The 18,991-nt window shown below is 69.9% G+C and carries 19 protein-coding genes; 5 read left to right on the plus strand and 14 right to left on the minus strand.

Going from position 1 to position 18,991, the window contains the following annotated elements:
- Positions 1-32: 32 nt before the first annotated feature.
- The 5 genes from P2T62_RS02635 to P2T62_RS02655 form a co-directional block, all read right to left on the minus strand.
- On the minus strand, positions 33-452 hold the full coding sequence (locus P2T62_RS02635; RefSeq protein ID WP_276259939.1) for a DUF7344 domain-containing protein: 420 nt from the start codon (positions 450-452) through the stop codon (positions 33-35).
- A gap of 111 nt (positions 453-563) precedes the next feature.
- Entirely contained in the window at positions 564-1,286 is a 723-nt protein-coding gene (locus tag P2T62_RS02640) for a uroporphyrinogen-III synthase (protein WP_276259940.1), read from the minus strand.
- Positions 1,287-1,368: 82 nt separating this feature from the next.
- On the minus strand, positions 1,369-2,172 hold the full coding sequence (gene cobA, locus P2T62_RS02645; protein WP_276259941.1) for a uroporphyrinogen-III C-methyltransferase: 804 nt from the start codon (positions 2,170-2,172) through the stop codon (positions 1,369-1,371).
- On the minus strand, positions 2,169-3,245 hold the full coding sequence (hemC, locus tag P2T62_RS02650) for a hydroxymethylbilane synthase (RefSeq protein ID WP_420028474.1): 1,077 nt from the start codon (positions 3,243-3,245) through the stop codon (positions 2,169-2,171). Before hemC ends, cobA begins: the two co-directional genes overlap by 4 nt.
- A gap of 241 nt (positions 3,246-3,486) precedes the next feature.
- On the minus strand, positions 3,487-3,708 hold the full coding sequence (locus tag P2T62_RS02655) for a hypothetical protein (RefSeq protein ID WP_276259943.1): 222 nt from the start codon (positions 3,706-3,708) through the stop codon (positions 3,487-3,489).
- An 82-nt stretch (positions 3,709-3,790) separates the two neighbouring features.
- Here P2T62_RS02655 and P2T62_RS02660 point away from each other — a divergent pair, with 82 nt between their 5' ends.
- Positions 3,791-4,273: a hypothetical protein gene (locus P2T62_RS02660; RefSeq protein WP_276259944.1), complete on the plus strand. Its 483-nt coding sequence runs from the start codon at positions 3,791-3,793 to the stop codon at positions 4,271-4,273.
- A 4-nt stretch (positions 4,274-4,277) separates the two neighbouring features.
- Here the strand turns inward: P2T62_RS02660 and P2T62_RS02665 are convergent, their stop codons facing one another.
- The gene (locus P2T62_RS02665; RefSeq protein ID WP_276259945.1) at positions 4,278-4,607 is read right to left on the minus strand and encodes a hypothetical protein; all 330 of its coding nucleotides are present in this window, start codon (positions 4,605-4,607) and stop codon (positions 4,278-4,280) included.
- A gap of 167 nt (positions 4,608-4,774) precedes the next feature.
- Here P2T62_RS02665 and P2T62_RS02670 point away from each other — a divergent pair, with 167 nt between their 5' ends.
- On the plus strand, positions 4,775-5,125 hold the full coding sequence (locus tag P2T62_RS02670) for a TfoX/Sxy family protein (RefSeq protein WP_276259946.1): 351 nt from the start codon (positions 4,775-4,777) through the stop codon (positions 5,123-5,125).
- Positions 5,122-5,979, plus strand: a complete 858-nt coding sequence (locus tag P2T62_RS02675) for an alpha/beta fold hydrolase (protein ID WP_276259947.1) — start codon at positions 5,122-5,124, stop codon at positions 5,977-5,979. The genes P2T62_RS02670 and P2T62_RS02675 overlap by 4 nt, the downstream gene beginning before the upstream one ends.
- Here the strand turns inward: P2T62_RS02675 and P2T62_RS02680 are convergent.
- The 4 genes from P2T62_RS02680 to P2T62_RS02695 form a co-directional block, all read right to left on the minus strand.
- Positions 5,946-6,491, minus strand: coding sequence for a CDP-2,3-bis-(O-geranylgeranyl)-sn-glycerol synthase (locus P2T62_RS02680; protein WP_276259948.1), 546 nt, complete (start codon positions 6,489-6,491; stop codon positions 5,946-5,948). The two genes, P2T62_RS02675 and P2T62_RS02680, sit on opposite strands and share 34 nt — an antisense overlap.
- A 356-nt stretch (positions 6,492-6,847) precedes the next feature.
- Entirely contained in the window at positions 6,848-9,010 is a 2,163-nt protein-coding gene (katG, locus tag P2T62_RS02685) for a catalase/peroxidase HPI (protein ID WP_276259949.1), read from the minus strand.
- 105 nt (positions 9,011-9,115) lie between these two features.
- Positions 9,116-10,177: a class I SAM-dependent methyltransferase gene (locus P2T62_RS02690; RefSeq protein ID WP_276259950.1), complete on the minus strand. Its 1,062-nt coding sequence runs from the start codon at positions 10,175-10,177 to the stop codon at positions 9,116-9,118.
- Positions 10,164-11,324 (minus strand): 60S ribosomal export protein NMD3, encoded by a 1,161-nt coding sequence (locus tag P2T62_RS02695; protein ID WP_276259951.1) that lies wholly within the window; start codon positions 11,322-11,324, stop codon positions 10,164-10,166. Before P2T62_RS02695 ends, P2T62_RS02690 begins: the two co-directional genes overlap by 14 nt.
- 1,014 nt (positions 11,325-12,338) lie before the next feature.
- Here P2T62_RS02695 and engB point away from each other — a divergent pair.
- Positions 12,339-12,959 carry a GTP-binding protein EngB gene (gene engB, locus P2T62_RS02700; protein ID WP_276259952.1) on the plus strand — a complete coding sequence of 207 codons (621 nt, stop codon included), beginning with the start codon at positions 12,339-12,341 and terminating at the stop codon, positions 12,957-12,959.
- A gap of 53 nt (positions 12,960-13,012) precedes the next feature.
- Here the strand turns inward: engB and P2T62_RS02705 are convergent, their stop codons facing one another.
- Positions 13,013-13,915, minus strand: coding sequence for a hypothetical protein (locus P2T62_RS02705; protein ID WP_276259953.1), 903 nt, complete (start codon positions 13,913-13,915; stop codon positions 13,013-13,015).
- Between the two features lie 109 nt (positions 13,916-14,024).
- Between P2T62_RS02705 and P2T62_RS02710 the strand changes: the two genes are divergently transcribed.
- The gene (locus P2T62_RS02710) at positions 14,025-15,020 is read left to right on the plus strand and encodes an ornithine cyclodeaminase family protein (RefSeq protein ID WP_276259954.1); all 996 of its coding nucleotides are present in this window, start codon (positions 14,025-14,027) and stop codon (positions 15,018-15,020) included.
- 85 nt (positions 15,021-15,105) lie between these two features.
- Here the strand turns inward: P2T62_RS02710 and P2T62_RS02715 are convergent, their stop codons facing one another.
- The 3 genes from P2T62_RS02715 to P2T62_RS02725 form a co-directional block, all read right to left on the minus strand.
- Complete coding sequence (locus tag P2T62_RS02715; protein ID WP_276259955.1) at positions 15,106-15,372, minus strand: DUF7535 family protein; 267 nt, start codon at positions 15,370-15,372, stop codon at positions 15,106-15,108.
- Positions 15,373-15,449: 77 nt separating this feature from the next.
- Entirely contained in the window at positions 15,450-18,299 is a 2,850-nt protein-coding gene (gene leuS / locus P2T62_RS02720) for a leucine--tRNA ligase (protein ID WP_276259956.1), read from the minus strand.
- 233 nt (positions 18,300-18,532) lie between these two features.
- On the minus strand, positions 18,533-18,970 hold the full coding sequence (locus P2T62_RS02725) for a peroxiredoxin (protein WP_276259957.1): 438 nt from the start codon (positions 18,968-18,970) through the stop codon (positions 18,533-18,535).
- Positions 18,971-18,991: the final 21 nt, after the last annotated feature.

Consider the following 18,991-nt stretch of genomic DNA (forward strand, 5'->3'; position numbering starts at 1 on the left):
TCCGGCGCGTCGTCCCGGTGGCCCGACTCTTCTCAGCCCGAGTGAGCGGAATACGGTTGGTTGGAGAACATCTCGGCGAGTTCGGTCAGTAGTGACTCTGCCGAATCATGACCATGGTATCGGATCTGGTGAGTGCGAGTGTCGTACTCAACCCACCCGTTCGATTCGAGCTGCGGGAGGTGGATGTGCGTCAGTTCGAGAACGACTCGCTCTCGGTCCATCTCAGGGACGCGCCGGGTAATGTGCTCGGCCACCTCCTCCAGCGTGGCTGTATCCGTTGATTCGATGTTCTCGAAATAGTGGATGGCCTCCCGACGGAGGTGATGACGAAGGGTATCCAGCAATCTGTTGATCGTCGGGGCCTTGTCCGGATAACACTCTGCCTGTGACATGGTAACAATGGGGTTGGCGGCCGACAGTGATAATCCCTCTGCCCACTCGAAATCGACCATTCGGTTGAGACCGATTTGCTGAATCCATCCCCTCTATTCAGCACACGACATCTGTCCGGTCCTGAGGGACTCAACAGAGCCGGCCGAAGGGGTCGCTCGGCGTAGTGGCGCTCAGCGCTCGGCGCGCTCGACGACCGCCGCGGCCAGCGCCTCGAACTCGGCCACGTCGGGTACCACGTCCACCTCGATACCCGCGCGCTCCGCGCGCTCGCGCGTGGGCTCGCCGATGCAGCCGACGACGGCGTCGTTCAGCCCGGCGATGGCGGGTGCCCGGATACCCCGGTCGTCGGCGGCCGCGAGGAAGTTCTCGACGGTCATCGAGGCGGTGAAGCAGGCGCCCGCGAGCTGGCCGCGGGCGGCGAGGTCGGCCGACGAGCCCGCACCCTCGGGCCGGACGAGCCGGTAGAGGACCGTCTCGTGGACGTACGCCCCCGCGTCCTCCAACCCGTCGAGTAGCACGTCGCTCCCGTGGTCCGAGCGCGCGACCTCGACACGGGCCCCGCCGACCCGGTCGGCGAGCGCGTCGACCAGCCCCGCCGAGGAGTACTGCTCGGGCACCACGTCGACCGTGTAGCCGGCCTCGCGCAGCGCGTCGGCCGTCGAGGAACCGATGGCACAGACCATCGTCTCGCCCGCCGTCCAGCCCGCATCCGCCAGCAGCTCGACGCCGGAGGTGCTGGTGAAGACGGCGAACTCGGCGTCCTCGCGGGGCGCGTCCCCGGTCGGCTCGATGGCGAGCATCGGGTCGAGGACGGGTTCGGCCCCGAGGTCGCGGATCGTCTCGGCTGCAGCGGCCGCACGGCCGTCGTCCGGCCGGAAGACGGCGATCTTCATCGGGTCACCTCCGGGCCGGGGGTGGCCGCCCCGTCCGGATTCTGTATCGCGCCCACCGGTTTATCGGATGCGTGGCCCCTGATCATGTCTCGTCCCCGTACTCTCCGAGTTCGTTGGCGAGGAACTCCCGAACGCGCTCTCGCGTGCCCGCGACCCCGCCGATGACGGTGATGGCGGGCGGCTCGATGCCCTCGCGGTCGCGCACGTCGACGATGGTGTCCAGGGTGCCCGTGGCGACGCGCTGGTCCGGCCAGGTGGCGCGCTCGACCAGCGCGACGGGCGTGTCGCCGGCCATCCCGGCTTCCCGGAGGGCGTCGGTGTAGGCCGGGAGCTTGCCGACCCCCATCAGGACGACGATGGTGCCACCTGTGGCCGCGAGCGCCTCCCAGTCGACCATCGACTCCTCCTTGGTGGGGTCCTCGTGGCCCGTGACGAACGACACCGAGGAGGTGTGGTCGCGGTGCGTGACGGGGATGCCCGCGACGCCAGGGCCAGCGATGGCGCTGGTGATACCGGGGACGTACTCGAACGGGATGCCCTCGCTGGCGAGGTGTTCGGCCTCCTCGCCCCCACGGCCGAAGACGAACGGGTCGCCGCCCTTCAGCCGGACGACTCGCTTCCCCTCGCGGGCGAGTTCGACGAGCCGGTCGTTGGTGTACTCCTGGGAGGTGCGCTCGCCGCCCGCGCGCTTGCCCACGTCCTCGCGCTTCGCCTCGGGGATGGAGCCGAGGATCTCCGGGCCCGGGAGCTTGTCGTGGAGGACGACGTCGGCCTCCTCGAGCAGGCGCTTCGCCTTCACCGTCATGAGTTCGGGGTCGCCGGGACCGCTGCCGACGAGGTAGACGGTGCCGACCGGCGGGTCCTCACCTTCGTCCGCCCCGCTCATCGGGCGCCCTCCGTCTCCTCGTGCTCCTCGGCGGTCTTGCGGGCTGCTTCGACCAGTTCCGCGCCGCCGCGGTCCGCGATGTCGGCCGCGAACCGGCGGGCGGCGTCGGCGTGGTCGTTCGCGGGCAGGTCCCGGGTCTCACGGATGGGCTCCTCGCCCGCGCGGTCGAGCACTCGTGCGACGACGTGGACGTACTCGCCGCGGACGGTGGCGTAGACGCCCAGTGGCGCCACGCAGCCGCCGCCGAGTTCCTTCAGGACCGTCCGCTCGACCGTGGTCTCCACCCGCGTTCGCGGGTGGTCGATGGCCTCCCGGAACGACTCGGCGTCGTCGGCGAGCGCGGTCACGGCGATGGCACCCTGCCCCGGCGCGGGGACGAACTCGTTCGGCTCCAGCCGCTCGTGCGGGACGTGGTGCAGCAGGCCCATCCGTTCGAGGCCGGCCTCCGCGAGGACGATGGCGTCGTACTCCGTCTCGACCGGGTACCGCGCCAGCGCGTCCTGCTCGAGCACCGACAGCGACTCGAACCACTCGTCGGTCGATTCGTCGAACGTCTCGTCCGGGTCCTCCTCCTCTTCCGCGGCGACCCGGCGGTCGTGTTCGCGGCCGATGCCCGTCGCGAGGAGCTTCTCGACGCGCGTGTCGACGTTGCCCCGCAGCGGCTGGACGTCGAGGTCCGGACGTGCGGCGAGCAGCTGGGCCTGCCGCCGGAGACTGGAGGTACCGACGGTCGCGCCCTCCGGCAGTTCCTCGAGCCCCCGGCCGCCCGGCGTCAGGAGCACGTCGTTCGCGGGGGCGCGCTCGGGGACGCCCGCGACGACGAGGTCGTCCGGAAAGTCGGTGGGAACGTCCTTCATCGAGTGGACGGCGGCGTCGACCTCGCCGTCGAGGACGCGCTCGTCGAGCGCGCGGACGAACGCGCCGGTCTTGCCCAGCCGGTGGATGAGTTCGTCCTTGATGCGGTCGCCCTCCGTCTCCACCTCGATTAGTTCGACCTCCGTGTGACGGTCCTCCAGTCGCTCGGCGACCGCGGCGGCCTGGCGTAGCGCCAGGTCGGAGCCCCGTGTCGCCAGCCGGACCGTTCGTGTCTCTGGCATACGTCTGCCTCCGCGAGCGGGCGTGAAACCGCTGTCGGGTTGGAGAAAGGGTGTTCGAGGTATCCCAGGTGGTAAACCACATATCGCGATAGCGAACCTCGCCGTGGCGCTTCAGCGGGCCGCTCGGAAAGAGACATATCTACAGAGATGACTCGTGGAGATTCACATTATAGAATAAATGGCGGGTTTGTATGGTTATGGAGACAATAATAGAATATCAGCGAACTTCGAAGCGGATGTCGGGGTCGGCACCGGTCGTCCGGAGGTACGACAGCGTTCCGACCACGCCCACGAGCACGACCGTCACGAGCGCGGTGAGGCCGAGAGCGGTGTCGACGGCCATCAGCGCGAGGCTCGCGACCACGAGCGAGAGGACGAACCACCCCCCGACGAGGAGCAGGAACAGGTCGATGCGGCGGTAGAGGCGGTCGTCTAACATGGCCGTGATACGCTGCCCGACAGCATACCTCTAGCTGACCGGTCCCCCGCTACTTTTCCCGTGCGCCCGTGAGACGCCGACAATGGTCCGACGACGACGATTCCTCGGCGCGGGGGCGGCTGGCGGTCTCTCGCTCCTGGCGGGGTGTGCCATCGGGCGACAGGAAGGGGGCGTGAGCTGGGTCTGTGCAGCGGGGCTCTCGGGCGGTGACGCCGTCTTCTCGCTCACCCCGCAGGTCAGCACGTACGGCACGACCGAGCCGCCGGTGGTCGAACTCACGATCCCGGTCCGGCGGCAGGTGCTCTCGAACCGGGAGATCGACCGCATCGAGGTCCGGAGCGGCGAGGAGACGCACCACCGTATCCCCGTCGACCCGAACAACGACGAATCGGTCGGGGACGTCCAGCGCTACGAGGCCGACGACGTCATCGAGTACGCCCAGTCGCTGGGCCACGCCCCGCAGAACGGCCGCATCCGCATCGTCGCGCTCGACGGCGACGGCGAGTCGGTCGACGAGGTCGCACTCGACTTCCGGTGTTACCGCGACCTCGACGAGGGGAACTGACGGCTCACGCAGTGCTCGGCGGGCGCTGCCGGCTCAGGAGGTAGCCCACGACCAGTGACAGGAGGAGGCCGACACCGAGCGCCGGCAGCAGGCCCCCGCTGAGCGCGAGTACGGCGATGGTGACGACGACCGTGAGGGCGAGCCCCGCGCCCGCGACCTTGGCCTCTTCGTCCAGGTCGGCCAGCTCGCCCGCGATGCCGACGCCGAGGCCGATGGTCAGGAACAGCAGGCCGACCGCCGTCGCCTCGAAGCCCAGCACTCGAACGTCGGCGGTGGTCACGAGGAAGCCGCCCGCGAGCACGAGCAACAGCGCGGTGGTGAACGTCCGGCGCATGTCCCGGGGGCGCGGAGCGAGGACGGAAAACGGTACCGTCGGGCCCGGGGTGGGGTGTCGAGAGTGCGCGTTCCGTACAGAGAGCGCCCGTCTTCCCCAATCACGGCCGACAGAACGCCTGCCCGGCGGCAGGGTTATCGGGCCTGGAATCGTTCACTAGCTATCTCATGGAATATTTCGATGCAGACGCCGGCCGGGAGCTGCAGGAGGCGTTCGAGCGCGCCGTCGCTGACTGGCCGGACGTGACGAACCGGACGATGTTCGGCTGCCCGTCGTATCTGGCCGACGGGACACTGTTCGCCGTCCTCGTCACCGACGGTGTGGCGCTCACGCGACTCCCCGACGCGGAGCGCGAGCGGCTGGCCGAGGCGTTCGAGACCGGCTCGTTCCAGGCCGGCGAGCGGACCGTGACGAAGTGGGTGCAGGTGCCTGTCGACGCCGACGGGCTCGATGCCCTCCTCCCGTACGTCGAGGCGAGCTACGAGACGGCGCTCGCGGAAGCGGAGGCGGAGGCGTGAGCCACGGTCTTCGGCGCGAGCGCACCGGCGGGACCAGCTACCTGACGGGCGGCGAGGGCCCCACGCTCGTCTTCCTCCACGGCATCCCCGGCTCGGCGCTCACCTGGGCGCCCGTGGCTGGTCGGCTCGCGGACGCGTACCACGTCGTCGTCCCCGACCTCCGCGGGTTCGGCCAGTCAGAGCCTGCCGACGACTACTATCTCGAAGGGCAGGCACAGGCAGTCCGTGACCTGCTCGACACGCTCGACATCGACTCGTTCTCGCTGGTCACCCACGACTTCGGCGGCCCCGTCGGGCTGACGATGCTCCGGCTGTTCCCCGACCTCGAGATGCGCGGCCTCGTCGTCTCGGACACGAACCTGTTCACGGACACGTACGTCCCGCCGCCGCTCCGGGTCGCCGGTGTCCCGGTCCTCGGTCGGCTCGTGTTCACCGCGATGGTCGGGAACCGCCTCGGGCTCCGGCTCCTCCACCGGGCGGCGACGAAGCGTCGCGACACGGTGCCGTGGTCGGCGTTCCAGCGCCACCTCACGCCATCGGGCATCACGACGACCCGGCGGATCTTCCAGCGGAGCCTCGCGGACCTCGAGGGGAACTACGGGCCCATCGAGCGGTCCCTCCCCGAGGTTGCGGTGCCGACGCTCGTGCTCTGGGGCGACAGCGACCCGTTCTTCGGGGTCGACGTGGGCGAGCGGACGGCCGCGGCGCTGGACGGGATGCTGACGGTGTACGAGCGGACGGGGCACTTCGTGCCCGAGGAACGACCGGCTGCGGTGGCGGCGGCGATCCGTGAGTTCTGTGAACAGGCGGCGGCCGACGGCTACCAGGGCTCGTCCTTCAGCCCGAGCACGTAGGCCCCCGCGTTCGTGAGCAGGTGGAGCGCGGGCGTGACGACCGTCACGACGAGGAGGCGTCCGGGCGTGAACGTCTCCCTCGTCCAGTCCGGGACGACGACGGCGGCCAGCGCGAGCGCGGCCACGACGAAGTCGAGCTGGTCGAGCCCAGGGAACGCCGCGCCCCGGTCCCGCCCCGTCCGGCGCTTCAGGAACGAGGCGAGGATGTCCCCAAGCATCGCGCCCGCCGCGAGCGCGACCGCCGCGGGCGCCGGGAACGACGGGAGCGCCACGCCCGCGGCCTCGCTCGCCCGCTCGCGGACGGCGTTGAGCACCCCGGCCAGCACGACCCCGGTCGTGATGCCGGCGACGGTCCCGCGCCAGGTCTTCCCGTCGCCGAGGATGCGGCGCTCGCCGAGGTTGCGGCCACCGTCGAGCGGCCGGCCACCCCCGAACAGCACGGCCGCGTTGTTGGGGACGTACGCGGGGAGCATCGCCCACAGCGCACCGACCACCGTTCCGAGCAGCGACATTGGCGGACGTGTGTGGGGGTGCGGCTTAACCGCCGGGGGTTCCGGTCGTCGTGACGCCCCGGCCCCCTGATCTCGCGGCTGCGGGAGGCGTTCGGCCACACCCGGGGCTCCGCGAGCCATCCCGGAATCCCCTTCATCGGCTGTTCCGGGTACGCTCGACCCCACGAGACGGCCGCTTGCCGTGGGCTGGGTCGGCTGCTGCCAGTGGATTCGATATCGCGATATGTGATTTATCGCACCGGGGCCAACCGACCCGAGAGGGACGCCGGGAGACGCCGAAACCAGTAGCTCAGGTCGTAGCGGGAGCGGAAACGGTGAAAACGGAGGCGAGTGCCGGGACGTCGAGCGCGAGCGGTCTACTCCAGGTCGAAGCGGTCCAGCGTCATCACCTTGTGCCAGGTGTCGACGAAGTCCTCGACGAACTGCTCGTCGCCGTCGTCGGCCGCGTAGACCTCCGCGATGGCGCGGAGCCGGGAGTTCGAGCCGAAGGCGAGGTCGAAGCGGGTCGCCTCCCACTCGACCTCTCCGGTCTCGCGGTCGTAGCCTTCGTAGACGCCGTTCTCGGCCGGCTCCCACTCGTAGGACATGTCGAGCAGGGTCTCGAAGAACTCCGTCGTCAGCGTCCCCGGCTCGTCGGTGAGGACGCCGATGTCGTCGTCACCGTAGGTCGCGCCCAGCGTCCGCAGCCCGCCGACCAGGACCGTCATCTCCGTCGCCGACAGGTCCAGCAGGTCGGCCTTGTCGACCAGCAGCTCCTCGGGCTGCTCGTGGTCGAGGTCGTCCGGGAGGTAGTTGCGGAAGCCGTCGACATCGGGCTCGAGCGCCTCGAACGAGTCGACATCGGTCTGCTCCTGGCTGGCGTCGGTGCGCCCCGGCTCGAACGGGACCTCGATGTCGTGGCCGGCGTCGGCGGCCGCCTGTTCGATGGCCGCGTTGCCGCCCAGCACGATGAGGTCGGCCAGCGAGACGCGGGTGCCGTCCGAGCGCGAGTCGTTGAACTCCTGCTGGATGCCCTCCAGGGTCTCCAGCACCGTCTCGAGCGCCTCGGGCTCGTTGACATCCCAGCTGCGCTGGGGTTCGAGCCGGATGCGGGCGCCGTTCGCGCCGCCGCGCTTGTCGCTGTCGCGGTACGTCGACGCCGCGGCCCACGCGGTCTTCACGAGTTGCTGGCGCGAGAGGTCCGAGTCGAGCAGCTCCTCCTTCAGCTGGGCGACCGACTCGTCGCCGACGAGGCCGTAGTCGGCGTCCGGGACGGGGTCCTGCCAGAGCATCGTCTCGTCCGGGACCTCCGGGCCGAGGAACCGCTCCGGCGGGCCCATGTCGCGGTGGATGAGCTTGTACCACGCCTTCGCGAAGGCGTCGAGGAACTCCATGGGGTCGTTCTGGAACTCCTCGATGATCTCGCGGTAGTCGGGGTCCTTCTTCAGGGCGACGTCCGTCGTCAGCATCATCGGCGTCTGCTCGCCGTCGCCGTGGGCCTCGGGCGCGTCCTCGACCGCGTCCGCGTCGACGGGGGTCCACTGCCACGCGCCACCGGGGCCCTTCTCCGGCTCCCACTCGTTGTTGAGGAGGTTGTCGAGATAGGAGGTGTCCCACACCGTCGGCGTGCTGTTCCAGGGGCCCTCGATGCCGCTGGTGATGGTGTCGTCACCCTTCCCGGAGCCGTAGTCGCTCTCCCAGCCCAGCCCCATGTCCTCGATAGGGGCGGCCTCGGGTTCGGGGCCGACGTGGTCGTCGGGGTCGGCCGCGCCGTGGACCTTCCCGAAGGTGTGGCCGCCGGCGATGAGCGCGGCCGTCTCCTTGTCGTTCATCGCCATCCGGCTGAACGACTGCCGGATGCGCTCGGCCGACCACTCGGGGTCCGGCTCGCCCTCGGGGCCCTCGGGGTTGACGTAGATGAGCCCCATGACGGTCGCGCCGAGCGGCTCCGCGAGGAGGTCGTCCTCGTCGAACCGGTCCCAGGACTCCATCTCGCCCTCGGGGCCCCAGTCGACGGCCGCGTCGGGCTCGAACTCGTCCTCGCGACCGCCGGCGAAGCCGAAGGTGTCGAACCCCATCGACTCCAGCGCGACGTTGCCCGCCAGGACGATGAGGTCGGCCCACGAGAGCTTGCGGCCGTACTTCTGCTTGACCGGCTCGAGCAGCCGGCGGGCCTTGTCGAGGTTGGCGTTATCGGGCCAGCTGTTGAGCGGCGCGAACCGCTGGGTGCCGCCGGCCGCGCCGCCGCGCCCGTCGGTGGTGCGGTACGTCCCGGCACTGTGCCAGGCCATCCGGATGAACAGCGGGCCGTAGTGGCCGTAGTCGGCCGGCCACCAGTCCTGCGAGGTCGTCATGACCTCCTCGATGTCGGCCTTCACCGCATCGAGGTCGAGGGACTCGAACGCCTCGGCGTAGTCGAACTCCTCGTCCACCGGCCCGGCGCCGCGGGCGTTCTGGTCGAGGGGCGTCAGGTCGAGCATGTTCGGCCACCACTCGCGCTCTCCCTTCCGGTGTCTGGCGACGGGTGAGTCGTCGGTCATCGTGTGTGCGAGGCCAGGACCCGAACAGGAATCAATCCATCGTCCCCGGCGCAGCACGGTGGATTCCGGGGCGTTCCGTCCGGCTGGCCGGGACGTGGCGCCCCCTCACTCGACCCGCGCGTCCACCACGACGTGCTGGACGCCCTCGGCGTAGCTCTTGACCTCGCGCACCGCGAGCACCTCGCAGTCCCGGTCGGCGTCCGCGACCGCCCGCTCCAGCCGCCCGACCGGGCGGTCCGGGAGTTCGGCCTCGGGTGTGGCCTCGTGCAGGTGGAGGGTCCCGCCCTCGCGCACGGCGGCGACGCCCGCGGACAGCCGCTCGTAGGCGTCGTAGTGGCCCATCACGACGCGGTCGACCGGGGCGAGTTCCACGTCCGCACAGTCCGCCCGCACCGCGCGGAAGCGGTCGGTCACGTCGTTGAGGACGGCGTTCTCGACGAGGTACTGGTACGTGGTCGGGTCGAGTTCGGCGGCGACGACCTCGGCACCTGCCCGGGCCATCGGGAGCGCGAAGTAGCCCACCCCGGCGAACATGTCGAAGACGCGCTCCTCCGGCCCCGTCACGTCGCCCATCCGCGCGCGCTCGGCCTTGTTGCCCGGCGAGAACATCGTCTTCGCGAGGTCGAGCGCGTACCTCGTGCCGTACTCGGTGTGGACCGTCTCCGTGTCGCCCGCGCCCGCGACGACGGTCACGTCGGGGTCGCGGGTGCGCCCGGCGATGCCGCCGCGGTCGAGAACGGTGTCGGCCTCGCCGTGGAGTTCGAGCAGCGCGTCGCCCACCTCGCCCGCCCGGGGGCAGCCGTCGAAATCGGCCAGGAGGACGGTCCCGACGACGGCCCACGACGCGGGGGCGGCGTCGATCTCGGCCTCCGTGAACCCGCGTGCCCGCAGGCGGTCGGCCAGCGTCGTGTCCCGCGAGGGCAGGTCGTACGCGACGACATCCTCGACCGCGGCGACCGCCTCGACGGTCCCCTCGCGGTCGGTCGGGGCCTCGCCGACGACGGGGAGCGCGACCCGCTCGTCGTCGTAGGAGGCGATGCCGCGGCTGTCGTCGTAGACGCCCAGTGCCGACAGCTCGCGCTCGGCGCGCTCGGCCGCGGGTTTGGGAACGAGCGCCGCGAGCCCGGGTGCTCGGCTGGGGTCGGCCGCGCCGTCAGTCTCGGTCATCGGCCTCGTCGTCGTCCGCCGGCAGCACGTGCAGGCCCGCCCGCGAGCGCAGCACGGGCACCTCCTCGGCGTCCGGATCCATGTAGTCGGGCCGCGGGATGGTGCGGGCCTCGTACGTCTCGGGGTCGAGCACCTGCACGGCGTGTTCGTCCTCGACGGTGACGACGGTGGTGCGCTGGCCGTCCTCGCGGGTTCCGAGGCGGCGCGCGTCCGGGTCGATGCCCTCCTCGTAGCTCGCCTCGTACCGCTCGCCCGTCGTCAGCCGGACCCCCTTCAGGTTCCCGTGCGCGCTCGTGACGAGCACCGGTCCCGCGTCGTCGTCCGGGTCGATGATATCGCCCGGCGTGTAGGGCGGCAGGCGTGCCACGAACGTGACGCGGTAGAGTTCGTTCCCGTCGGAGTCCTCGGTCGCGAGCGTCTCCGCGGCGCTCACCTCGCCGCCGAACTCGCGGACGATGCGGTGGGCGATGGCCTCGCCCATCTGGTTCGCGCTTATCTTCATGTTCACGCCGCTGTCCGTGCGGTCGACGGAGGTGATGAACGCGTTCCGGTCGCCCTTCTGCTCGCGCTCGGCGATGTAGGCCTCGGCGATCTCGGTCGCCCGGTCGCACTCCGCGTCCGTGGGCGTGCGTTCGGTCGCGCGGACCTGGACGAGCGCCTCCCAGTAGTCGCCCGCGATGCGCCCGCAGCGGTCGCACGTTCCCCGGGAGATGTAGACCGGCACGGTGGCCTCCTCCTCGACGGGGGTGCCACGGATGACGCCGGTGAACATCGTGTGCATCCGGATGGTGTTCTCGTCGACCTGTTCGGGGTCGACGACCCACTCGACGGCCTGGGCGTCGATGTGGACGCCCAGCGCGCCCGTCACCTCCTCGATGGCGATGTCGGTGTAGTCGCGCGCCCCGACGTCGACCCAGCGGTTGCCGCGGTGGACCGCCCCGCAGTCAGAGCAGACCTGCACCTCCACGCGGTCGGGGGCGTCCACGAGGTCGAAGTCCTCGAAGTAGCAGGCGTCACAGAGGACGGCGTCCCGACTGCTGGGACTCCCGGGCAGGTCCACGCCGGGCGGCCGCTCGATGGGGTCGCCACAGCGCGGGCAGAACCCCCGCTCGCCCCGGTCGTCTCGTTGCTCGTCCGATTCGCTCATTACCACGAGGTGGGTCGCTCTGCCGTTTAAAGTCCGCGTCCGGACGTTGGGTGTTGGGTGGGCGTGTTCCGCGGTCGAGACTCGGCTGTAGGATAACTCACTAAAATAATATCTCATATGGTTTGGGCATTATAATCTGATTAAGTCTCGGATAATTATTCTATATTGAATTTTATTATTTTATTGTGGGGTATTAGCAGCGAAGTCTCGGAACTCCTCGCGCTCTCTCACTACGACAGCAACAACCACAGGGGAACCACTTACGAAGCCCTCGCGCTCTCGACCACTCCGGGCCTCGCTGCGCTCCTCACTCGCTCCCTGCGGTCGCTCGTTGCGGTGCTTGCGTCGGCCGGGAGGGATCGAGAGCGCTCGCCCTTCGAGTCCGCCAGGAGACGCTTGACCAGCCGAGCGTTCTGCCGTGGTGGTTCCAGTGGGTTGCGTAGTGTCCCCACACCTCCCCGCGCTCGCGCCGGGCGTGTTCCGGCACGCTCCCTCCGGTCGCGGTCGTCCGAAAATCGGAGATTTTCGTGATCACGAGAGAGCTTCGCTCTCTCGAACGACCTCCACGGGGATGGCGCGAGCGCGCTTCCTGATTTCCGGAACCGGCCGGCCGAGCAACCGCTCTCCGGCCGGGAGCGCGTGCCGAGCGCAAGCGAGGCCGCGCGACTCGGGGAAGGGCAGGGGAACCGCGCCGTGACACATCTGATTTCCTGGCGGACTCGAAGGGCGAGCGCGCTCAGCGGTTCCCGGACGACGCAAGCACCGCAGGGCATGCCCGGAACGGCGGCGACCGAAGGGAGCCGCCGCAGTCCCGGAACCCGAGGAGCGCAGCGAGTCCCGGAACCCTGAGCGCGCGAGGGCTTCGTAGGTCGTTCTGTTGTCGGAGTCGCTGTCATCGTGAAGAGGAGAGCATAGTGGCCGATTCCGTCGCTGTCGCAGCCGTTCCGGCCGCTGAGATTGTCCCTCCATCCCCGACCCGCACGGCTTATCCCCACCAACCAACTCCACTCGTACATGTTCGAGACACGCCCGGACCGCGACGCCGAGGTGGCCCTCCTCGGGCGGTCGAACGTGGGCAAGTCGACGTTGATGCGGGAGATCACGGGCCACAAGTTCGACACCGGCGGGAAGCCGGGCGTCACGCGCGAGCCGAACCACTACGACTGGGCCCCGGAGGACTTCGTCGTCACCGACCTGCCCGGGTTCGGGTTCATGGCCGGCGTCGACGAGGGGCGCCGCGAGGCCATCAAGACCGACATCGTCCGGTACGTCGAGCAGTACGCCGAGCAGATCCTCGTCGGTGTGGTCGTCCTCGACGGGAAGGCCGCGGTCGACATCATCGACCGCCACTCCGGCCCGGACGAGATCCCGCACACGGTCGAGCTGTTCTCGTTCCTGCAGGAGGTCGGCATCCCGGCGGTGCTGGCGGTCAACAAGATGGACAAGGTCGATGACCGCGACGAGCGCCTCGACGCCATCGCCGACCGGTTCGGCCTCTACCCGCCGTGGCAGCAGTGGGAGGAGGAGGTCATCGCGCCCATCTCCGCGAAGCGGGGGAACATCGAGCCGCTGAACCAGGCCGTCCGCCACCACCTCCACGAGGCCAAACGCGACGACCTGTTCAAGTTCTTCTGAGACGGCGTGCGTCCCCGACCCCGGCCCGGCCGCGGTCGGGGCGGGGCGAGGGCTCAGCGGAGGCCCGTGCGCGGGGCCGCGATGCGACGGGCGGCGGCGTTCCGGGCCTCGCGGCTGTCGTTGACCGCCCGGTCGAACCAGGCCGGCCGCGTGACCTCGGGCGCGTCGCTCCGGTAGATGATGCGCCGGGTGACGCGGACCCGTTCACCCTCCGGGAGCCGGCCGCTGTACGAGAGGTGCAGCGACCGGACGATGCCGCGCTCGGAGACGATGGCCTCGAGGGAGACGTTCGTCGCCCGACGGAGCCCGCTGGTCGCACCGAACGTCGCCGGGTCGCGCAGCGTCTCGCCGACGACACGGTACCGGGTCGGGGCCCCGTCGACCCGGCCGACGGTCCGGGTCTCCACGGACGAGAACAGCGCGTAGTGGTTGAGCCAGGGCCGGGGGCGCCGGAGCGAGGTGTAGAACCCGGCGGCATCCGCGTACGCGACCCCGTCGGCGTAGCGGTAGCTGACCCGGCCATCCCGCTCGACCCGGGTGGCGAGCGCCGTCCGGTTCGACCAGAAGACGGCGGTCGTCTCCGCGCCCGAGGTGATGAACCCCGGACGGCCGACGGCCGCCACGCGGGCGACGAAGGCGTCCGGCGTCACCGTGGCCGACTGGTCGGCCCGGGCGAAGACCGTGCCGTTGGGGTACCGGACGGTCCAGTTCGAGGTGAAGCGGTACCGGGCACCCAGGGCCTCGCCGTGGGCGTTCGCGAGCGCGAGCGGGTCCGTCACGCCGTCGGTCGTGAGCCCGGGGGCCAGCTCCTCCGGCGCCTCCGTGGGCTCGGGAACCGGCGCCGGGGTCAGGGTGGGCGTCGGGCCGCCGGGGTCGTCGGGACCGCCACCGGGGACCGCGCTGCAGCCCGCGAGGACGAGCAGGCCACAGAGCGCGACGGTCCCGAGCCGGTGCATACCCGGTATCCGGATGCACGCGGCATACCGGTTCCGCCGCGGGTGCGACTCCGACCCACCCGACGATGGGAGGGGAACAGGCAAGTGGGGGTAGCAAGAATTGCCGGCCATGCAGACGCTCCTCCTGAACCCCGCGGACGTGCGCGAGAACGCCCAGATGCCGGAGGTCATCCGTGCCGTCGAGGAGGCGTTCGGCGCGTACCAGCGCGGCGACACGCAGATGCCCGCCAAGTCCTACATCGACCTGCCGGAGTACAACGGCGACTTCCGGTCGATGCCGGCGTACATGCAGGCCGAGGACTGGGACGCGGCCGGCATCAAGTGGGTCAACGTCCACACGGACAACGTCGAGCAGTACGACCTGCCGACCGTCCTGGGGACGATGATCTACTCCGACCCGCGCAACGCCTTCCCGCTCGCGATCATGGACGGCACGACGCTCACCCGCCTCCGGACGGGCGCCGCCGCCGCCGTCGCCACCGACCACCTCGCCATCCCCGAGGCGCGCTCGCTGGGCATCGTCGGCGCGGGCGTCCAGTCCTACACGCAACTGGAGGGCATCGCCTGCGTCCGCGACATCGAGGAGGTCGTCGTCGCGGACGTGCGCGAGGCGGCCGTCGCCGCGTTCGTCGAGCGCTACGAGGACGAGTTCGACGTGCGTGGCGGGAGTATCGAGGAGGCCGCGGAGTGCGACGTGCTCTCGACCGTGACGCCGGTCGAGGAGCCCATCGTCCCGCGCTCGGCGCTCGGCGAGCACACCCACATCAACGCGATGGGCGCCGACGCGCCCGACAAGCACGAGCACGACGACCAGACGCTGCTGGACGCGAAGGTCGTCATCGACGACTACGAGCAGTGCACTCACTCCGGCGAGATCAACGTCCCCTGGGCCGCCGGGATACTGGACGACGACGACCTGTACGGCGAACTCGGGGAGATCGTCACTGGCGAGAAACCCGGCCGCGAACCCGGCGACGGCATCACCCTGTTCGACTCGACCGGACTCGCGATCCAGGACGTGGCGACCGCCCACGTCGTCTACGAGCACGCCGACGACAACGACAACGGCTACCCCTTCGAACTGGTGGACACGCGGGTTCGGTGAAGAAATCGGCGGATATATCTCGCAGTTCAGGAATTACTGTAAAATATAGTTGATAAGCTTAAAACATAGCTGATACGCTGCTAATTCAGCGACCCTGCGCCCGGCGTCGCGCCTGCCGCTGGCGCACGTCGTCGCCGGGGCGGACCGGCTCGCTGCCGCCGACGGTCCGGCGGACGATTACGTAGGCCCGCCAGAGGAGCCAGCCGACCGCCACGAACGGGAGCAGCGGCAGGGCGAGGATGGCCATGATGGCGACCATCAGCAGGCCGAATCCGTGCATCTCGACGTTCAGGTGGCGGCCGAGGGTCTCGGAGACGGTGCGGGGCGGTTCCGGGAGCTGTTCTGGGCTCATACCCACTGTACGCGCGCTGAGGATATCAATACAGCAGTGGAGGGTCTCTGGCGGCCGTGAGGGGGCCGCTCAGCCGATCACTCGATGTGGATGGCCGGGCGGAACGGCACCGCGTCGCCGGCCTTCCCGCCGGGGTCCTCGGGGTCGGCGCCCTCGTCGAGCACCTGCACGTCGGCGTCGAACTCGCGCTCGTAGAAGCCGACGGCGTCGGCGTACACCTCGGCCTCGTCGGCGTCCTCCAGAATCGAGAGGCGGCCTTCGTCCTGCTCGCGGACGAACTCCACCAGTTCCTGCACCAGCTGGTTGACCTCGTTGCCGCGCTCGCGCAGGTCCGGGTCCGACATCACTTCGGACATCACCGCGCCCACGTCGGGACCGGTCTCGACGACCTGCTCGAACACCGAGCGCTTCCACTCCGCGGCGGTGTAGACCCGAACCACGTCGGGGTCGGTGCCGGTCACATCCACGATGTCGTTGATGTCGTCGGTGAGCGACTCGACCAGCGACTCCCGCACCTCGACGGTCGGGTCCTCGCGGGCCTCGTCCACCTCGGGCCAGCCCGCGTCCTCGGCGGACTCGCCGGTCAGCTCCTCGTGCAGTTCGTTCGCCAGGAACGGCGTGAACGGCGCCAGCAGGCGCAGGCGCTGGCCCAGGACGTGCCGGAGCGTCCAGCGTGCGCCCTCGCGGTCCTGGTCCGCGCGGCGGCGGTACCAGCGCAGGTGCTCCTCCATCGCGTAGAACGCGGCCTGCGAGGCCGTCCGGGTCTCGAAGCCCTCCAGCGCCGCCGTCGCCTCGCGAATCACGCCCTGCAGTTTCGAGAGCAGCCACTCGTCGATGGGGCGCAGGTCGGGCTGCTCCTCGGGCGCATCCTGCTCGATCACCTCCGTCGCGCGGTTGTAGAACCGGCGCAGCTGCCCGTGTGCCGAGGAGACGGCCTCGTCGCGCCAGTCGTAGTCCTGCCACGGCTCCGCGGAGTTCAGCAGGAAGAACCGGACGGTGTCGGCCCCGTACTCGTCGATGGCCTCGCCCGGCAGGACGACGTGGCCCTTCGAGGAGGACATCTTCTGGCCCTCCAGCAGGCCCATCCCCATGATGGTGATGCCCTCCGGCCAGTTGCGCTCGTCGAACAGTTCGGCGTGGTGATACAGGTAGAACGTCAGGTGGTTCGAGATGAGGTCGTTCGCGGAGACGCGGTAGTCGACGGGGTACCAGTGGTCCCACTCCTCGCGCAGGTCCAGCGCCCGCTCGTCCGGCTCGTCGACGGCGTCGGCGCCGTAGAACAGCGTGTCGAAGAACTGCTGGTCCATCGCCTCGGGTGGGATGTCCTCCAGCCGGTGGGCGATGGTGTAGTAGGCCATGTAGATGGTCGAGTCGCTCAGCGGCTCGATGACGAAGTCCTCGTCCCACGGCAGGCGCGTGCCCAGCCCGTAGTTGCGGATGCAGGGCCACTCGTTCAGCCAGTCGACGGTGTGGGTGTACTGCTCGCGCGTGTTCTCCGGGATGGCGTCCAGGTCCTCGACGAGGCGCTTGGTCTTCTGCTTCCAGTCCGCGTCGTTGTAGCGCAGGAACCACGTCTCCTGTTTGGCCACCTCGACGGCGCCGCCACAGCGGCAGACGACCTCCTCGGTGAACTCCTGCATCGAGCCGAACGCGCCACGACCCTTGTAGTCCTCGCGGAAGCGCTCGCGCACGTCCTCGACGGTCTCGCCGGCGTACTCGCCGTAGGCGTCGATGAGCTTCCCCTGGTGGAACTCGCGGTTGTACAGCTCCTGGGTCGCCTCCTCCAGCGCGGGGTCGTTCTGGCTAGCCACGTCGTACTCCTCGACGGCGTCGCGGGCCGGAACCTCGCCGTACCCCTCGATGGTGAGGATGGGGACCGGCTCGATGGCCCGTACTTCGTCGGGGTCGATGCCGTACTGCGTCATCTCGTCGGCGCGCTCCTTGGCCTCCCGCAGGGCGACGTAGTCGTCCGGCGAGTGCGCCGGGACCGACATCACCACCCCGGTCGCGTTGTCCGTGTCGACGAACGACGCGGGCAGGATGAGCACCTCGTCCTCCGTGATGGGGTTGGTGACGCGCTCGCCGACCAGTTCGGCACCCGACAGCTCCTCGACGACCTCGACGTCGTGGTCCTGCAGACGCAGTTTCTCGGTCGCCTCCCGCGAGACGACCCACGTCTCGCCGTCGACCTCGGCGCGGACGTAGTCGCCCTCGGGGTCGACGAACGCGTTCGTCACGCCGCGCACCGTCTCCGGGCGCAGGGTCGCCATCGGCAGGACGGTGCCCTCCGAGTCACGGAACCGGACCAGCGTGTACTCCTGGAACTCGGCCTCCTCGCCCTCCAGCAGGTCGTGCGTGGTGACGGGGTTGTTCTCGTTCGTGCAGAACTTGACCGGGTGGAGGCCCTTCTCCAGCAGACCGCGCTCCTTCAGGGTGCGGTACTGCCAGGTGATGAACCTCGAGTAGCGCTCGTCGTTGGTGGTGAACTCCCGGCGCCAGTCGACCGAGAGCCCCAGCTGCCGCATCCCCTTCTTGTAGTGCTCCTCGATGAAGTAGCGCGCGAACCCCATCGGCGTCTCCAGGTCCTGCAGGGTGTCCTCCGGGACGTTGTACGTGTCACGCAGGACCGAGAGCTGCTCCTCCTCGCCCTTCTTCAGGCGCTCGACGGCGCCGATGATGGGTGTGCCCGTGACGTGCCACGCGATGGGGAACAGGACGTTGTCGCCCTGCAGCCGCCGGTAGCGGGCGTACACGTCCGGGACCGTGTACGTGCGGGCGTGCCCGACGTGCATCCCGCCCGAGGGGTACGGGTACGGGACGGTGATGAACGTCGCGTCCCCGTCGTCCTCGGGGTCGGCCTCGTAGTAGCCCTGCTGGCGCCAGCGATCGCGCCACCGGGCCTCGATACTGGCGGGGTCGTAGCTCATACCTCCACTGCGTGGGGCGGGGCCTAAATACTCGTCTCATCGTCGGGAACGCGTGACAGGGGGCGCGGGCGGAGCCGGCGGCGGGTGGGCCCGGCCGGGTCCGACGGACGTGGTCCTGCGGTCGCCACTGCAGTCGTGGCGGTCGGGCACCGTGGCTGGAGTCGCGCCGTAACTGCCCCGGAGCCGAGCTACGCTCGGACGACCGGCGCTCCGAATCCAGCCTCCGACCCGCCTCAGAGCGACCGCGCGTCCTCCAGCACCTCCTGGGCGTGCCCGGCGGGGTCCGCGAGTTCGGGGTCGTAGCTGGCGACGACCGCGCCGTCGTTCAGGAGGAAGGTGACGCGGTCGGTGTACCCCTCGCTGGTGTCGATGCCGAACGCGGCCGCCACCTCGCCCTCGGGGTCGGCCAGCAGTTCGAAGGTGACGCCCTCCTCCTCGGCGAAGTCGGCGTGGCTCTCCACGTCGTCCATCGAGACGCCGTAGACGGAGACGCCGGCGTCCTCGAACGCGGGGAGGTGCTCCTCGAAGTCGTTGGCCTCGATGGTGCAGCCGCCGGTGAAGTCCTTGGGGTAGAAGTAGACCACCGCCGGGTCGGAGAAGTCGAGGGTGACGGTGTCGCCGTGCTGGTTGGGTGCGCTGACCTCGGGTGCCGGGTCGCCGGATTCGAGCATGGCCCCCGCTTCGGTCGGGGG

The organism is Haloglomus litoreum, assembly GCF_029338515.1.
In the GTDB taxonomy this organism is placed as follows: Archaea; Halobacteriota; Halobacteria; order Halobacteriales; family Haloarculaceae; genus Haloglomus; species Haloglomus litoreum.